The following is a 16,506-nucleotide window of genomic DNA, read 5'->3' on the forward strand; positions in this document are numbered from 1 at the left end:
TATTAGAAAAGTCCGATTGCTTTTCCGGATTCATCAATTCCCATATTGAGAGCTGCCGGATGTTTTGGCAAGCCTGGCATCGTCAGCACGTTTCCTGTCAAGGCGACGAGGAATCCTGCTCCCACTGATGGTTTCAATTCGCGAACGGTGATCGTGAATCCTTGTTGATAACCGAATTTTGAAGGGTCGTCAGAGAGGGAGAACGGTGTCTTCGCCATACATATTGGGAGGTCGGCCCACCCATTTGTTTCGATGGCTTGAATCTGTTTTTGTGCTTTTGGTGTGAACGTGACATCCGCGGCACCATATACTTCCCGGGCAATCGTCTTGATTTTGTGTTCAATCGAGTCAGTTAATTCATAAAGTGGAGATAGCTTGCTTTCCTTTGATTCCACCGCATCAATGACGGCTTCGGCCAACTGGTGACCACCAAGTCCACCATCCGCCCATACCTCACTCAATGAAGCGCGGATATCATGTGCAGTACACCAATCAAGAACGGCAGCGAGCTCATCTTCTGTATCTGAATTGAAACGATTTAAAGCGACAACAGTCGGAAGTCCGAGCTTTTTCATCGTGTCGATATGTTTGGCGAGTAACTTCATTCCTTGACCGACTGCACCGACATTTTCGATATGAAGCTGATCCTTAGATACACCTCCATGCATTTTTAGAGCACGTACGGTCGCAACGAGAACGACCGCATCGGGATTTAATTCTCCAACTCGAGATTTGATGTGACAGAATTTTTCAGCTCCGAGGTCTGCACCGAAACCGGCTTCCGTCACGACATATTCACCAAGCTTCAAAGCTGTCTTTGTTGCGATTAATGAGTTACATCCGTGCGCAATGTTCGCAAACGGTCCACCGTGGACGAGAGCCGGGGTTTGTTCAAGTGTTTGGACAAGGTTTGGTTTAAATGCCTCTTTTAAAAGTAATGTTGCCGCGCCTGCCGCACCAATTTGTTCGGCGGTGATTGGTTCTTGTTGATGGTCATAAGCGACGACGATTCGCTTGATTCGTTCTTCAAGGTCATTCAAAGAATCGGCGAGACAAAGGATGGCCATAATTTCAGAAGCGACAGTAATATCAAATCCGTCCTCACGCGGTACTCCATGAGCGGTACCCCCAAGTCCGACGGTGACATGACGTAGCGCACGGTCGTTCAAGTCGAGAACGCGTTTCCATACGATTCGGCGAACGTCGATCCCGAGATCATTTCCCTGATGAAGATGATTGTCGATCATGGCACTAATTGTGTTGTGTGCCGACGTAATCGCATGCATGTCTCCTGTGAAATGGAGGTTGATGTCCTCCATCGGGAGAACTTGACTGAAGCCACCACCGGCTGCGCCGCCCTTTAAGCCCATTGTTGGTCCGAGTGAAGGTTCGCGAAGACAAACGATTGCTTGTTTGTCCAACTGATTCAAGGCTTGACCGAGACCGACCGTGACCGTTGATTTTCCTTCTCCGGCTGGCGTTGGATTGATTGCAGTAACGAGTACAAGTTTTCCGTCTTTTCGTGTCTTCACACGTTCGAGGACATCATAAGAAAGTTTGGCTTTATATTTTCCATAAAGATCAAGGTCGTCTTCTTGTAGTCCGATTTTTGCTGCAACTTCTTTGATCGGCAATGTTTTAGCTTGTTGGGCGATGGTTAAGTCGGATAATGGTTTCGTTGTTGTCATGTGAAAGTACCTCCGTTTATCGAACGATGTGTTTTAATATATTGAATAATATTCGTGATTAACGTCATAAAAAACAGAACAGATAGTTTGGAGTACAATCCGTTCGTATTGTCATTGATTTTATCATAACTCATCATTCCTTGAATTTCATTCATTCCGTTCAATATTTTCCACCCTTTCTGTCAAATGTATCCGTTTTCATAAAGAGCTCTTCACGATACATTGATAGTGGAGGCGATACACATGACTGAGACTGCAAAACGGACGAAACGAAGACGAAATTGGAAGAAGCCTGCGAGTTTTATAGCATTTGTCGGACCCGCTTTTTTGGCTTTTGTCGCCATTGTACTGATCCCGTTCTTCAATGGAATCTACTATAGTTTCACGGATTGGAACGGTGTGACAGGCGAGTTGAATTTTATCGGATTCGATAACTATCAACGATTATTTTTGGAAGATGAGCAATTCCGAGCTTCTTTTTGGATAACAACAAAATATACGATTGTATCTGTCTTATTGACGAATATCGTCGGATTTTCTTTAGCACTATTGTTGACGATGAATATTAAAACACGAAATTTCTTACGTACAATTTTCTTCATGCCGAACTTGATTGGTGGATTGATTCTCGGATTCATTTGGCAGTTCATTTACGTGAAAGGATTTGCCTCGATTGGGGCGTTGACGGGATGGAGTCTATTTGAACTACCGTGGCTCGGAGATGCGCAAACGGCATTTTGGGGAATCGTGATCGTCGCAATCTGGCAAGGTGGCGGCTACGTCATGGTCATCTATATCGCAGCATTACAGAATGTACCGACCGATTTGATGGAGGCGGCTCGAATTGATGGAGCGAACCGTTTCAAGATGCTTCGTCACATTACCTTGCCGATGATTATGCCATCCATCACGATCTGTTTATTCTTAACGATTTCATGGTCGTTCAAAGTGTTTGATACGAACTTGTCGCTGACAAATGGAGGACCGTTCAAATCGACCGAGATGTTGGCTTTAAACATTTACACAGAATCCTTCGTCAATAACAATTATGGTCTTGGCTCAGCTAAAGCGGTCATCTTCTTCTTGGTCGTGGCTGCGATTACGGTGACGCAAGTGTATGTGACGAAAAAACGGGAGGTGGAAGCATGACGACGGAAAAATTGGAACGAATCGAGAAAAAATTGGATGAAACACCAAAGCTCGTCCCGAAGCGGCCTCTCCGCCCGGGAGCGTATTCTTGGAATCTCGGAGTCATTGAACTCGTCGCTATTCTGCTCGGACTTCTTTATTTGGTTCCATTCTATTACGTTGTCGCCAACTCGTTCAAATCGATGGCCGAAATCTTTACGAATACTTCCGCCTTACCGAACGAATGGTTGACGTCGAACTATACGGAAGCATGGGAAGCGATGAATTATGGACGCGTGTTTCTAAACTCACTTCTCATCACGTTTGGTGCAAATGCAATCATCGTCATCTTTACGTCGATGGCAGCATGGAAACTCGTTCGTACGAAACATTGGGTCTCCACGATGATTTTTTTCTTATTCGTGGCAGCTATGGTCATTCCGTTTCAATCTATTATGATTCCGCTTGTAAAGGTATCGAGCGTCCTTGGGTTGTTGAACAGTCATTGGGGACTGATGGTCATGTATCTTGGGTTCGGTTCTGGAATCTCCGTGTTTCTCTACCATGGGTTCATGAAGTCCATTCCTGAAGAAATTGAAGAAGCGGCCATCATTGACGGATGTTCGACATGGGGTGTATTTTGGCGAATAGTTTTTCCGCTACTAAAGCCAATCACGGTGACAATCGTCATCTTGAACAGTCTCTGGATTTGGAACGACTTCCTATTGCCGTCTCTCGTTCTTCGTGATGTGGAATTACGGACCATCCCGCTCGCGACGTTCTATTTCTTTGGACAATATACAAAACAGTGGGATCTTGCGTTAGCTGGTTTAGTGTTAGGAATCGTTCCCCTTTTGGTCTTCTTCTTCGGTATGCAAAAGCATATCATCAAAGGAATCACGAGTGGTTCGATTAAATAACCCTCCTAAGGGAATCCTCCGTTCGCTACACGGAGGATTATTTTTTTTTTGAAAAACCGTTGACATTATTCAGAATATTTATAATAATGAATTCAATTCAATTGTGAACGACGTCGAAAGGACGAGTACATGAAGGTAGTGAGTCAAGCGATCCGGGGGAGGTGAGAGCCCGGTCTTAACCCTTCGTCGAAAAACTTCCTGGAGTCGCTACCCGAACGCTTTGCCAGTAGACGTAGCCGGACCGCTCCCCGTTATCGGAGCTACGAGATGTTTGTCTCGAAAAAGTGAGTAGATTCGTCTACTAATTTGGGTGGCACCGCGGAACCGAAGTCTTCCGTCCCATGTTCGATGGGATTGGAGGGCTTTTTTTCATGGCTTCACTCCCAAATATTCCACAATTGGAGGAAACGGAAAATGACAACAGCAACAAGCACGATGAAGGAAAGACAGCAGACAATCGGAGCAGTCAAGGCACTCTTCGAGGAGAAAGTCTCGCGTGAACTCGGACTCACACAAGTACAGGCGCCGTTATTCGTCGAATCAGCAAGTGGTGTCAACGATCATCTGAACGGTGTGGAGCGCATCATTCAGTTTGATACGATGTATCCAGGCCATGAACTTGAAATCGTTCAATCGCTTGCGAAATGGAAACGAGAGGCACTCGGACGTTATGGATTTGGTGTCGGAGAAGGATTGTATACTCAAATGCGAGCAATTCGTCGTGATGAAGAGCTCGATGCGACGCATTCTCTCTTTGTCGATCAGTGGGACTGGGAGCGAGTCATTGCTCGAGAAGAACGGACGATGGAGTATTTAAAAGCAACGGTCGAGTCGATTTATGTGGCACTCCGTGAAACAGAGTCGGAAGTGGAAAGAACGTATGGTATTGAAGCGATTCTTCCAGATGCCATTCATTTCATCACGAGCCAAGAGCTAGAGGATGCGTATCCGACGATGACTCCGAAAGAGCGTGAGAGTGCAATTTGTAAAGAGTACGGCGCGGTCTTCATCTCGCAAATTGGAGACAAACTCGCTTCAGGTATGAAACATGATGGACGTGCGGCGGACTATGATGACTGGTCGCTCAACGGTGACATTCTCGTTTGGCACCCTGAACTTGAGTCGGCATTTGAATTATCGTCGATGGGGATTCGTGTAGACGAGGTGACTCTTGAAGCACAACTTCAAAAAGCCGGGGCCGAAGAAAAACGTGCTTATCCATTCCATCAAGGTGTGCTCGAAGGAACACTTCCGCTCACGATTGGTGGAGGCATCGGTCAATCCCGTGTAGCGATGTATCTCTTACGTGCACGTCATATCGGTGAAGTCCAAACATCGGTCTGGCCAAAAGAAGTGATTCAGTCGTGCAAAGATGCTGGTATCAGCTTGTTGTAATATAAAAATAATTAGAAACAGGGAACAGGACTCGTTAAAACGGGTCTTGTTTTTCTGTGCAACATTTTCCACCCTATCCGTCAATTTTGACACCTACATATTGGAAGCGTTTTCATTTAAAGTTGGTTTTGTAAAGAATGGATGAGATTAAGGGAGGAAATGAGATGAAGCGGAAGTGGAAATTATCGACAGCGGTTATGACAGCCGGAATGGTTTTATCACTCGCGGCATGTGGTGGAGGATCACTGACGGACGAAGGGTCTTCTGAAGGAAATGCGGACAGCGGTGATAAAAAAGAAGTCACGTTGAACGTCTTCCAATTCAAAGCAGAGATCGCCAAAGATCTTGAAGCGATGGCAAAAGAGTATGAAGAAGAAACGGGTGTCAAAGTGACCGTTCAAACGGTCGGTGGCGGTGCGGACTATGGTGCGGCCTTAAAATCACAATTTGCTTCAGGAAACGAACCAGACATTTTCAACAACGGTGGATTCACGGAAGCACAAACATGGAAAGACAAACTCGAGGACTTATCGAGTGAGAAATGGGTAGGAGACTTGACCGAAGTCGCCAAAGAACCGATGACGATGGACGGTAAACTGTATGGTATGCCGATGAATCTTGAAGGGTACGGTTTTATTTATAATAAAGAACTGTTTGAAAAAGCAGGCATCGATGAGTTGCCAAAAACGCTTTCTGAATTGACTACTGCAGCTGAAAAATTAGATAAGGCTGGCGTTACACCATTCTCTGTCGGTTATGCAGAGTTTTGGATTTTAGGAATTCACTTATTAAATATCCCGATGGCTCAGCAAGATGATCCAGATGCGTTCATTCAAGCGCTTAACGAAAATAAAGCGAAGTTTGAAGACAACGAACAGTTCCAGGAATTCTTGAAGCTGTTTGATTTGACGATTAAATACGGGAATAAAAATCCACTGACGACAGACTATAACACTCAAGTCACACAGTTCGCTCAAGGAGAGACAGCGATGCTCCAACAAGGAAACTGGGCACAACAGATGATCTTTGATGTCAATCCGGATATAGAGATGGGCTTCGTTCCAATCCCGATCAACGACGATGCTGAGAAGATGGACCGACTCCCGGTCGGTGTCCCGAACAACTGGGTCGTCAACAAAAACTCGAAGTATAAAGAAGAAGCAAAAGATTTCTTAGAGTGGATGGCGACGTCTGATACAGGTAAAGACTACATGGTCAACAAGTTCAAATTTATCCCGGCCTTCAAGTCGGTTGAAGCGAATGATCTCGGACCACTTGCAGATGATATCTTAGCCTATTCAAATGAAGGGAAGACAATCTCTTGGAACTGGTTCAAGTATCCGGATGGTGCCGTGAATGAATATGGTGCACTCATGCAGGCGTATGTTGGTGAACAAAAAACAGGTGAAGAAATGCTTCAAGACTTCACTAAAGTTTGGCAAGACAAAGTGAAATAAAGAATACACAGACGGTGAAACGACCCCTTCACCGTTTGTGTTTTTTTTATGAAGAAACTGTCACAGGAACCCCATACAAACCACACACATACCTATGGGGGTTTCAGTAGAATGGATGTTGTAAGCGCTTATGAGAAGGAGGGGGCATGAAACGGTTACTGATATTCATCCTATTTATGTGTTGGATGCCGCATGCGAATGCGGAAGGAGCATCGATTCCGGTGACTGAACCGATTGTTATCGAATCGAATAACAGTTTTGATGGGGCTGGAAAAACGTATACGAGTTGTGGTCATCCCGCTTTTATTATAAAAGGAACGGGTGCAGTGCTTGAACGTGTGTCGATTCAGCAGTGCGAGGGTGATGAGGCACCGGCGATTCACGTATCTGGTCTTGGACATCAGCTACTCGATGTGTCGATTGAGTCTTCAGGTACCGGTCTGTTGATTGAAGATAGTTACGGTGTTCGTGTCATACGAACTGCTGTATATGGGAACGGCCAGGCGGATGGAGTCGCACTTCTAAATAGCGAAGCGGCAGAATTAAAAGGAGTCGTTGTCAAAGGTGTGCGAGATGGGATTTACATAGAAAACGGGTCCCAGCACACGATTGTTCGACCGGTTATTTCCCATTCTCGATATGGCATTCATTTGATGTTTCCGACCGACCTTGTGATTTCGGTACCGGAACTACATCATAACTTGACAGGTGCGATGATTATGGGAACGAATCGGGTCGTTTTCAAAAATGGGAATGTGCACGACCAATTCGGCGGAACGGCGACGGGATTGATGTTATATGAGGCCGTCGACACAACAATTGAGATGACGAATATTTACGGAAATCATATCGGTTTATATGCGGAGCAGTCAGAAGGAACGATTCTTGAACGGAATGCGATCAATGGAAACGATATTGGATTTCAATTGAAACAAGCAACAGGGATGATGATTCTTCAAAATAATCTACTAGGGAATCGTGAATCGGTGACAATGGTCGAGTCATATGAAAATATTGTGCAAGGTAATGTTTGGGGTGGTACGACACTTGACCTAGACCGTGACGGTTATAGTGAGATTCCATTTCGTACCGATCCGTATTTATTTTTATTAACGGATTCATATGAGGCATTTGAATTATTGTACGGGTCACCGGGTCTTCTTCTACTAGAAAACATACTGAGAAGCCCGGAAGACTTATCTTTGACAGATATTACGCCACAAACCTACTCCGTGACGTGGCAATGGAACGGCTCGATTTGGAGCTTAGGGAGTATCATTTTATTCATCATGATTTGGATAATTGGGAGGAAAAGACATGAAATCGTATAAACAAGTAGCAGGATTATTATCAGTAGCTGGGCTATCTTTAGCACTCGGTGCATGTTCAAGTGCATCGGCAGAACCGTTTGATATCAAATGGGGCGAAACCGAATGTGAAGTATGTAAAATGAAAATTATGGATGAGCAGTTTGCAGCGGAAGCAATCATGGAAAATGAAAAAGGATATGCATTTGATGACATCGGTTGTCTCATGCGAGATTGGTATCCTGAACAAAAAGAAGAAGACATCGCTGCAATGTATGTGAAGGACTTCAATACGAAAGATTGGGTCGAATTAGACGAAGCGATGTTTGTTTACGACAAAGAGTCAAAAACACCGATGGCTTATAATATTCTCTCGTTCGCAAAAGAGGCAGACGCTGAAGCCTATATGGAAGAGAATGGCGGCGAAATGATGGACTTTGATCAATTAAAAGATCATACGTGGGAACGCGGCGAGATGAAGATGATGATGGACGGCGAAGGTTCGATGGACCATAATCATGATGGGGATACGGAAATGGACATGGAAATGGAAGAAGAAGGGCAGTAAACGATGTCGTTATGGAGAATGGAATGGGCACGCACCCTACGGCAACGAGAAAATTACGTTTTCTTATTCACATGGGTTCTCACGCTCGTTCTACTAGGGGGGCTTGGACAAGCATTACCGGTTGCTGCGAACTATACGAATATAAGCGCAACGCTCATCACGGTGCTCGGTTTGTTGCTCCCTCTTTTTATTTTATTGACGACGGCACTCCATTGGGGGCAAGAGCGGGAGTCGAAGCGACTGAACTTGCTGTCAACGTTCACCTATCCGAAGTGGAAGCTGATTTTCGTTCGGGTCAGCACTTTTTTGGTCACGCAAGTACTCATTCTATTATTGGCATTCCTCATTGCTTCGCTCGTGGTCGGGCAGTCGATTCAGACATGGATGATTCTGCTTTCCTATGCGATTGGATTGACGATTTATGCTACAGCGCTCGGTACGTTACTTGGGTTAGTGGGACGTACGCGGATTCGGGCGATATTGCTTGCTTTTTTAACGTGGGTCCTCTTCATATTACTTTGGCCGACAATTCTCGTGACAATCATTTCCTGGCTCCCTTACGGCATGCAAGTGAACGGGATGATCGTTATGTTGTTTATGAATGGATTTGATTTGATGCGAATTTGGGCCAGTACAGCGGCGTCATCATCAGACGTTTTTGGAGATGTCTATCTTGATCTATTGAGTTGGATGAATCGACCGATTGGGTATGCAGTGGTTTGGGCGACCTTACTTACGATGAGTGGCTTCTTACTATGGCTTGCTTCGATATTGGTTTGGAGGAAAACGTCATGATTAACTGTGTAGACGTAGGCAAAAAGTATGGTAATACATGGTCGCTCCATCCTACTCGTGAAGAAATTAATCCGGGGCGAATTGTTGCATTATGCGGGAGCAACGGAGCTGGGAAATCGACGCTTTTGAATCTAATGAACGGTACGATTGAACCGAGCACCGGGGTCATTCAATTGAACGGCTATACAATCAAACAACGGACGAAATATAATCAAAACTTTGGATACATGCCGGACGATTTCTCATTTGACGGCGCATGGACAGTTGAAGAGACGTTTGCCTATTATTCTTTTTTACAAGGGGCACGCCCGATTCCTAAAATTCTTGAGCGGGTCGGATTGTATGAACATAAGCAAAAGCGCGTCGCCGAACTCTCGAAAGGGATGCGCCAACGGCTCCTGCTGTCTCAAGCACTTGTGAGCGAACCGGATATTCTTTTACTAGATGAGCCGACGAATGGCCTAGACCCCATTTGGATGCATACACTCGGAGACATATTACGACAGGAAGCCGAGCGAGGGGCGACCATCGTGTTTTCAACGCATCAGTTGGACGTTGCTGCTATGTTGTCAGACGAAGTCTGGATGATGCGAGCAGGTTCTGTTTGTGGGAAGGTATATGTTCAAGAAGAACAGGCCGCATACGAACGACTGAGAGAATTCTTTTTCGAATCGAAAGATGACACTTGTCAAATAGACGTGGCTCGCACAAAATAATAGACAGTTGAAGTGGTGCTCGGAACCTTCCGACGCCACTATTTTTTTGGGGAGATGGAATGGATGAGAAAAAATGTGACGGTTGCTCTTTTGTTGGCAACCTTTTTAGCGGCAATTGAAGGAACGGTCGTATCAGTTGCGACACCGGTTATCGCTAGCGAATTGAACGGAGCGACGCTCGTCAGTTGGGTGTTTGCCGCCTTTTTACTATTTACAGCGGTATCGACACCGATTTATGGGAAAGTAGCAGATTTGTTCGGGCGTAAACGTGTCTTGTTGTTTGGAATCGGATTATTTACACTATCCTCATTATTGTGTGGACTGGCGACATCGATGGAACAATTGATCGTCTTTCGAGCACTGCAAGGTTTGGGGGCTGGTGCGGTACTCCCGATTTCGATGACGATTATCGGTGATTTATATAAATATGAAGAGCGTGGAAAGATTCAAGGGATTTTAAGCGCGGTTTGGGGGGTATCGGGTGTACTCGGTCCCGTTATCGGCGGATTTTTAGTTGAAACGTTATCGTGGCGTTACGTATTCTTATTGAACGTGCCGTTTGCCTTACTCTCATTCATCATGATTATCATCTTTTATAAAGAGAACGTCACCGAGACGAGTGAACGAATCGATTTGAAAGGGGCCCTTTTGTTTGCTAGTGGAACAACCGCATTTTTATATGCCCTCATCACGTTCAGTGAAACGAATGAATGGACGACGACGATCGTCGGAAGTGGAATGTTAAGTATCGTTTTGTTAGGTAGTTTCTTCTTATCGGAACGAAAAGCAAAATCTCCCTTGTTGCCGCTTGACTTGTTAAAGCAGCCAACGATTGCCGCAATCAACGGTTCGGTCTTCTTTGCAGCCTGGGTACTCGTCTCCATGTCAGCCTATATTCCAATCTGGGCACAAGCTGTTTTGGGCAAGACGGCGACAGAGGCCGGATTTATGCTGATGCCATTATCTGTTGCGTGGACATTCACGTCGATTATCGGTGGACGGACACTCGGTGTGGCTTCTCCGAGACGGCGTGCCATGATTGGAATGGGGTTACTCGTCATCGGGACACTCACGTTAACGCTATTGTCACAGTCTAGTTCGGACGTGTGGGTATATAGTGCAGTGGCGTTGATTGGTGTCGGATTTGGATTGTCCCAGCCGATGTTTATCGTCGTCCTGCAAACCGTCGTCTCGTATCAACAACGCGGAACGGCGACTGCGACCAATTCATTTTTAAGTACAGTCGGTCAAACGCTCGGTGTCGCTGTGTTTGGGGCGGTTTTCAATTTTGTCGTTCTTAACGACTTTAAAGAAAGCAGCTCGTTATCCAAAGTGTCTTTGGAAGATTTCTTTAATCAACGTGTGACGGAGACGCTAAGCGCATCTGTCCGTCTGCAAGGTGAACAAATCATCGCGACCGGATTGAACAGTATATTTATCGGGGCGATGGTCGCCGCAATCATCGCGTTTATCATTGCGTCCCGATTACCAACGCACCGACCTGAACCTTCACAACATTCTTAAAACAAGGGTATGATGAAGGAAAGGGAGGCGAACCGACATGAAACGTCAAATCGGGGTTGTGACACTATTATTTCTTATAGGATGTACGCCAGAATCGACAAATGAGGGCTCGGAACAACCGCCTACAGAAGAATCAGTAGAGACTACGGATGAATCGAGCATCGCTGAAGAGTCGGACCTTAACATTGGAGAAGTGACACCAATCGTTGAAAACTTGGACATCCCTTGGTCAATCGCTCGTACACCGGACGGATGGTTCGTATCGGAACGTGGCGGAACGATCACCGTGATCGATGATTCGGGTCGCGCGACGCAATCTGCAGTGAACTTGAAGGAAGACGTATTTGAGATTGGTGAAGGGGGACTCCTTGGCATCGCGTTAAGTGACGATTTTGAATCGAGCGGAATCCTTTACGCGTATCACACATACGGCTCGTCAGGAAGAGACGTGCAGAATCGTGTAGTGGAATTGACGTGGGACGGGGAACGTTTCGAAGAGACAGACGTCGTGCTTGACGAGATTCCAGGGGCACGCTTCCACAATGGAGGGCGTCTGCTAATCAATGGTGAGTATCTTTGGGTGACGACGGGCGATGCGCTCGTGCCAGAACTTGCTCAAGACGAGTCATCTTTGGCAGGGAAGATTTTACGAATTCCATTATCGGGTGAAGGCGAACCGACCGACTGGATCTATTCGCTTGGTCATCGTAATCCACAAGGGCTGAGTCGGATTGACGACGTTCTCTATGCGAGCGAGCATGGAGCGAGTGGACATGACGAGGTCAACGTGATTGAAGAAGGGAACAATTATGGCTGGCCCATCATTGAAGGAAACGAGCAACAAGAAGGTCTTGTCACGCCATGGTTTGAAGTCGGTGAGACGTCTTGGGCGCCATCTGGTATTGCGACAGATGAACGATATGTATATATGGCGACACTTCGGAACGAGCGTCTCGTCGCCATCGATCGAGAGACGAAACAAGTGACGACGATTGTCGAAGGGGTAGGGCGGATTCGCGATGTGTGGTTAGACGACGATACGTTGTATTTTATTTCGAACAATACGGACGGACGCGGCAATCCACAATCGCAAGACGACAAACTTTATCAAGTGACCATTCGATAGAAACTGACGAATCCGTTAGTTTCTATTTTTTCATTGTCTCTTCTGGAATGAAAGGTATAATTAAACATGTATTTTGGGAAAAGAAGGAGAAATTAGATGAAACATTCAAACTTGGTACATAAACGAGAAAACTTATACTTCTCATTATTAGTCGCAGCAAGCGTACTCGTCTTGATTTTAGGAATCGTACTGACGATTGCATCATTCGGTCTTTTCTTGTGGATCATCGGGACAATCGTAGTACTTTCGCTCTTTACGCACTGGGTTCAGATCGGGTATATTCGGACGAACGGTGTCAAGGTGACGGCACGGCAGTTCACAGAACTTCATGAACTGGTTCAACGCGTCGGGGCTGAGATGGGTATTCGTTTGTTGCCAGATGTGTATATCTTACAGGCCGGTGGCGTGTTAAATGCTTTCGCCACACGATTCTTCCAAAAGAATATGGTCATTTTATATTCTGACGTCGTGGAATTGACACGTACCGGACAGACGAAAGAAGTCGAATTCGTCATCGCGCACGAGTTGGCACACATTCGCCGAAACCATGTCCAAAAACAATGGGTGGTCTTACTCGGTAGTATCATTCCGTTCTTAGGTTCGGCATACTCACGCGCATGTGAATACACGTGTGACCGGATGGCAGCTCATTATCTTCAAGATTTTGGAGCGGCGAAACGAGCGTTGACAGTACTCGCAATCGGGGGACCGCTCGCTAAAGAAGTGAATGAGTTTGACTATCTATACGAAGCAAGTCGAGAAAATGGGTTCATTGCGAAGTATAGTGAATTGTTGTCGACACATCCAACGTTACCGAAACGCATCGCAGCGATTGCGACACATGCCGGTGAAGAAAACGTACCGATGTTCAAGACGGCGGGATATGTGAAGGCGTCTATCATTACAGCGATTCTCTTAACTGTCATCGGAAATGGGGCAATCATTGCGTTCCTCGTCATGAATGATGATTTATCTGACATTGTCGCATCGGCTATGAGTGAGGATATTGAAAATGACTGGGCGACGGAACAGGAAGAACCAATTCAAGAATTGACGTATGCCAATGCCAGTTATGAGGATATTGAAGCTGAACTCGCGAACGGGGCTGACGTGAACATCCAAGACGAATATGGAGACACGCCGCTCCATAACCTGTTCTACAACGATGACGTTGATCCAGAAACGGTCCGACTTTTGCTTGAAAATGGTGCAGATGTCACGATTGAAAACGAAGACGGCATGAAACCGATTGACGTGGCAAGAGACTGGGGACATGGTCCTCGAATCATTGAATTGATGGAATCGCATCAATAAAGAATTGATCCTTGTTTCGAAAGAGACAAGGGTCTTTTTTTATGATTATTGCAAACGTTTGCATAGCGCGTGATATACTGATGAGGTAGGAGGGATATCGGTGAGTAGTATTCGTACAAAGTTAACGGGAATGATTGCGTTGACCATCATCGTACCGGTCATCGTGGCGACCATCATTTCATTTTGGTATGTAGAGGACCGAGAGCGTGAACGTGGTCTCGAGATGACCGAATGGTCGCTTGAGCGGGGGACGCGTCAGATGGAACGATACATCTCTGACTTGAGTCGGCTGCCGACAAGTTTATATGCAGATCGTGATGTATTAGACATATTGGAATATGGACCAGGTCTATCACTCAGGCAAACAGAGATTGAAGTGAGGCGGGCACTTCTTGCGATGTATCTTTCGCGGGAAGATGTGGCCCAAATTCAGTTGTTAATGCTTGAAGACATGGACTCATTTGCAGCCTATAAAATGAAGGTATCGCCACGTTCGAAAAAAGAACCGAGCGCTGTCCAACAACAGCTATTGGACAATTCGAAAAGTCGTGTATTGCTGGAAGCTTCACATCCGCTGATTCCCTATCATGACTTTGGACCAATCATAACACAAGAAGACGTCGTCACCCTCCATTTCAGACTCGATAAAATTGAGACGGATGAGCCACTCGCCATTCTGTCGCTTGATATCCCAGAAGACTCGTTTATCGGACAGTTGGCTTCTCTTCAAAACAGTCCGGACGAAAGTTTATGGTTCGTCGGTGAGGACAGTCGCGTGTTTGCCCATCTTGGAGATGGAGAGATTCCATCTTCGTTTCAACCGACATCGGTGTCGAACGATGGGAAACATCACCAAATCACAAAAACGTTTGAGTTCGACCATCAGCAATTCTACGTAGGCAAATCGATTCCGGATCAGCTGTTGACGGAACCAGCTTCACGAACGTCATTCATTATCTTACTTGTCGGAATCATCTCGCTCATCTTGGCTTTGATTGGAGCGACATATGCCTCGATGAAACTGACGACTCCAATCAAGACGTTGACCTCGAACATTTGGCGAATTGAGCAGGGGGATATGACCGTATCGTTCGATTCCCTCGGAAATGATGAATTCGGTGTCCTCGGTAGACAGTTCAAACGGATGATTGAACGAATCGATGATTTGATTCAACGGGAGTATAAGCTTGCCCTAGAGAATCGAACGAATGAACTACGTGCCTTACAGGCGCAAACCAATCCGCATTTCTTATTCAATGCGTTACAGTCCATCGGAACGTTAGCTTTAAAAGGGGATGGCAAGACCGTCTATCGATTGATCACACAACTCTCTTCGATGATGCGATATACGATGCATCCAGAGGAATCGATGGTTTCTCTAAAGAGAGAAATCGAGCATTTGAACTCATACATTCGACTGCAAGACGTACGCTTTCCGAATCAGTTTCAAGTGACAGTCGACGTCTCAGAAGAACTACATGAACTCATTGTCCCTAAAATGATTTTACAGCCATTGGCGGAGAACTTTTTCAAACATGGGTTCGAGCGGGACGGGTCTGCTTTAGCGAATCGATTTGACGTGATGATTTGGGTGGAAGGCGCGACACTCGTGATTCGCTGTGAGAACAGTGGACGTTCGTTGACGACCGAGGAATGGGAACGGGTCATGTCACGAATCGAACAAGATGATTCGACATTTTATGACACAGAAGGCACAGGATTACGAAACATTCGCGATCGACTCATGTTAAACTATAATCGGGAGGCAGAATTTATGTTGGCTACACCTGAAACAGGCGGTTTTCGAATTATGATGCGTTTCCCCGCTTCTTCTGAGGGGGTGGCGTTATGACGAAAGTGTTGATTGTAGATGATGAATCTCCGGTAAGGGAAGCGGTGAAATTACTCGGTGAATGGGAACGATTTGGTGTGACGAAAGTACTCGAGGCAACGGACGGGCGTGAAGCACAGACGCTCATCGAGCAAGAGCGTCCTGCCCTTATTTTATCGGATATTCAAATGCCTCATTGTGACGGCATCGAGCTGATGGAGTGGGTACACGACCACGCTTCATTTTCTAAGCTTGTCGTGTTGACAGGATACGATGAATATTCATACATGCGACGGGCCATCCAATATGGTAGCTTTGACTATTTGTTGAAACCGATTGACCCTGACGTATTGAATGATACGTTGGCACGCGCGTTAGCGGACGTGGTGACTGAATCGAGTGAAGACCCGATTGCCCAAATCGGAACGTTCATTGAACAGCATTTTTCGGAAGAACTGAGTTTACAAGGTATGAGTGAACGATTTTACTTAAGTCGAGAGTATATCTCGAGACGTTTTAAACAGCAATATGGCGTGAACTTGTCTGAATATGTGTTGACGATTCGGATGAACGAAGCGAAGCGCCTGTTAGAATCGAGTAGACAACGTATTTATGAAGTCGCCCAAGCAGTCGGTTTTTCGGATGATAAGTATTTCCGGAAGGTCTTTAAAAAACAAGTCGGTGTTACTCCGAACGAATTTCGGGAACAGGTTCAACGACAAGCTTAAAGGAGGAAT

At 45.8% G+C, this 16,506-nt stretch carries 14 protein-coding genes and 1 other annotated feature; of the genes, 13 read left to right on the forward strand and 1 reads right to left on the reverse strand.

The genetic code is table 11. The features are described from left to right. Nucleotides 1-2 precede the first annotated feature (2 nt). Nucleotides 3-1,688, reverse strand: a complete 1,686-nt coding sequence (locus tag KNO96_RS11530; RefSeq protein ID WP_214703878.1) for a formate--tetrahydrofolate ligase — start codon at nucleotides 1,686-1,688, stop codon at nucleotides 3-5. Nucleotides 1,689-1,931: 243 nt separating this feature from the next. Here KNO96_RS11530 and KNO96_RS11535 point away from each other — a divergent pair, with 243 nt between their 5' ends. The 13 genes from KNO96_RS11535 (at nucleotide 1,932) to KNO96_RS11595 (ending at nucleotide 16,497) form a co-directional block, all read left to right on the forward strand. Then, on the forward strand, nucleotides 1,932-2,837 hold the full coding sequence (locus KNO96_RS11535; RefSeq protein ID WP_026826795.1) for a carbohydrate ABC transporter permease: 906 nt from the start codon (nucleotides 1,932-1,934) through the stop codon (nucleotides 2,835-2,837). Then, entirely contained in the window at nucleotides 2,834-3,736 is a 903-nt protein-coding gene (locus KNO96_RS11540; RefSeq protein ID WP_084483616.1) for a carbohydrate ABC transporter permease, read from the forward strand. The genes KNO96_RS11535 and KNO96_RS11540 overlap by 4 nt, the downstream gene beginning before the upstream one ends. Nucleotides 3,737-3,840: 104 nt before the next feature. Next, nucleotides 3,841-4,081 (forward strand) — a binding site (T-box leader). A gap of 69 nt (nucleotides 4,082-4,150) precedes the next feature. Next, entirely contained in the window at nucleotides 4,151-5,131 is a 981-nt protein-coding gene (asnA, locus tag KNO96_RS11545) for an aspartate--ammonia ligase (RefSeq protein ID WP_214703881.1), read from the forward strand. Between the two features lie 164 nt (nucleotides 5,132-5,295). Then, entirely contained in the window at nucleotides 5,296-6,588 is a 1,293-nt protein-coding gene (locus KNO96_RS11550) for an ABC transporter substrate-binding protein (protein WP_214703882.1), read from the forward strand. Between the two features lie 146 nt (nucleotides 6,589-6,734). Beyond that, complete coding sequence (locus KNO96_RS11555) at nucleotides 6,735-7,919, forward strand: NosD domain-containing protein (protein ID WP_214703883.1); 1,185 nt, start codon at nucleotides 6,735-6,737, stop codon at nucleotides 7,917-7,919. After that, the gene (locus tag KNO96_RS11560) at nucleotides 7,906-8,463 is read left to right on the forward strand and encodes a nitrous oxide reductase accessory protein NosL (RefSeq protein ID WP_214701097.1); all 558 of its coding nucleotides are present in this window, start codon (nucleotides 7,906-7,908) and stop codon (nucleotides 8,461-8,463) included. Before KNO96_RS11555 ends, KNO96_RS11560 begins: the two co-directional genes overlap by 14 nt. Nucleotides 8,464-8,466: 3 nt before the next feature. After that, entirely contained in the window at nucleotides 8,467-9,258 is a 792-nt protein-coding gene (locus tag KNO96_RS11565) for a hypothetical protein (RefSeq protein ID WP_214703886.1), read from the forward strand. Next, nucleotides 9,255-9,974 (forward strand): ABC transporter ATP-binding protein, encoded by a 720-nt coding sequence (locus KNO96_RS11570; protein WP_214703889.1) that lies wholly within the window; start codon nucleotides 9,255-9,257, stop codon nucleotides 9,972-9,974. The genes KNO96_RS11565 and KNO96_RS11570 overlap by 4 nt, the downstream gene beginning before the upstream one ends. A gap of 63 nt (nucleotides 9,975-10,037) precedes the next feature. After that, nucleotides 10,038-11,498, forward strand: coding sequence for an MDR family MFS transporter (locus KNO96_RS11575; RefSeq protein WP_026826787.1), 1,461 nt, complete (start codon nucleotides 10,038-10,040; stop codon nucleotides 11,496-11,498). Between the two features lie 37 nt (nucleotides 11,499-11,535). Next, nucleotides 11,536-12,624 carry a PQQ-dependent sugar dehydrogenase gene (locus KNO96_RS11580; RefSeq protein WP_214703892.1) on the forward strand — a complete coding sequence of 363 codons (1,089 nt, stop codon included), beginning with the start codon at nucleotides 11,536-11,538 and terminating at the stop codon, nucleotides 12,622-12,624. A gap of 96 nt (nucleotides 12,625-12,720) precedes the next feature. Continuing rightward, nucleotides 12,721-13,938, forward strand: coding sequence for a M48 family metallopeptidase (locus KNO96_RS11585; RefSeq protein ID WP_214703900.1), 1,218 nt, complete (start codon nucleotides 12,721-12,723; stop codon nucleotides 13,936-13,938). Nucleotides 13,939-14,038: 100 nt separating this feature from the next. After that, entirely contained in the window at nucleotides 14,039-15,790 is a 1,752-nt protein-coding gene (locus KNO96_RS11590; protein WP_214703908.1) for a sensor histidine kinase, read from the forward strand. Further along, on the forward strand, nucleotides 15,787-16,497 hold the full coding sequence (locus KNO96_RS11595) for a response regulator transcription factor (RefSeq protein ID WP_214701104.1): 711 nt from the start codon (nucleotides 15,787-15,789) through the stop codon (nucleotides 16,495-16,497). The genes KNO96_RS11590 and KNO96_RS11595 overlap by 4 nt, the downstream gene beginning before the upstream one ends. The last annotated feature ends 9 nt before the right edge of the window (nucleotides 16,498-16,506 follow it).

Source organism: Exiguobacterium sp. s89 (assembly GCF_018617735.1).
Lineage (GTDB): Bacteria > Bacillota > Bacilli > Exiguobacteriales > Exiguobacteriaceae > Exiguobacterium > Exiguobacterium marinum.

Excerpts from the sequence above, each read along its gene's own strand:
- KNO96_RS11530 (WP_214703878.1), bottom strand. The coding sequence starts at position 1,688 with ATGACAACAACGAAACCATTATCCGACTTAACCATCGCCCAACAAGCT.
- KNO96_RS11535 (WP_026826795.1), top strand. The coding sequence starts at position 1,932 with ATGACTGAGACTGCAAAACGGACGAAACGAAGACGAAATTGGAAGAAG.
- KNO96_RS11540 (WP_084483616.1), top strand. The coding sequence starts at position 2,834 with ATGACGACGGAAAAATTGGAACGAATCGAGAAAAAATTGGATGAAACA.
- asnA (WP_214703881.1), top strand. The coding sequence starts at position 4,151 with ATGACAACAGCAACAAGCACGATGAAGGAAAGACAGCAGACAATCGGA.
- KNO96_RS11550 (WP_214703882.1), top strand. The coding sequence starts at position 5,296 with ATGAAGCGGAAGTGGAAATTATCGACAGCGGTTATGACAGCCGGAATG.
- KNO96_RS11555 (WP_214703883.1), top strand. The coding sequence starts at position 6,735 with ATGAAACGGTTACTGATATTCATCCTATTTATGTGTTGGATGCCGCAT.
- KNO96_RS11560 (WP_214701097.1), top strand. The coding sequence starts at position 7,906 with ATGAAATCGTATAAACAAGTAGCAGGATTATTATCAGTAGCTGGGCTA.
- KNO96_RS11565 (WP_214703886.1), top strand. The coding sequence starts at position 8,467 with ATGTCGTTATGGAGAATGGAATGGGCACGCACCCTACGGCAACGAGAA.
- KNO96_RS11570 (WP_214703889.1), top strand. The coding sequence starts at position 9,255 with ATGATTAACTGTGTAGACGTAGGCAAAAAGTATGGTAATACATGGTCG.
- KNO96_RS11575 (WP_026826787.1), top strand. The coding sequence starts at position 10,038 with ATGAGAAAAAATGTGACGGTTGCTCTTTTGTTGGCAACCTTTTTAGCG.
- KNO96_RS11580 (WP_214703892.1), top strand. The coding sequence starts at position 11,536 with ATGAAACGTCAAATCGGGGTTGTGACACTATTATTTCTTATAGGATGT.
- KNO96_RS11585 (WP_214703900.1), top strand. The coding sequence starts at position 12,721 with ATGAAACATTCAAACTTGGTACATAAACGAGAAAACTTATACTTCTCA.
- KNO96_RS11595 (WP_214701104.1), top strand. The coding sequence starts at position 15,787 with ATGACGAAAGTGTTGATTGTAGATGATGAATCTCCGGTAAGGGAAGCG.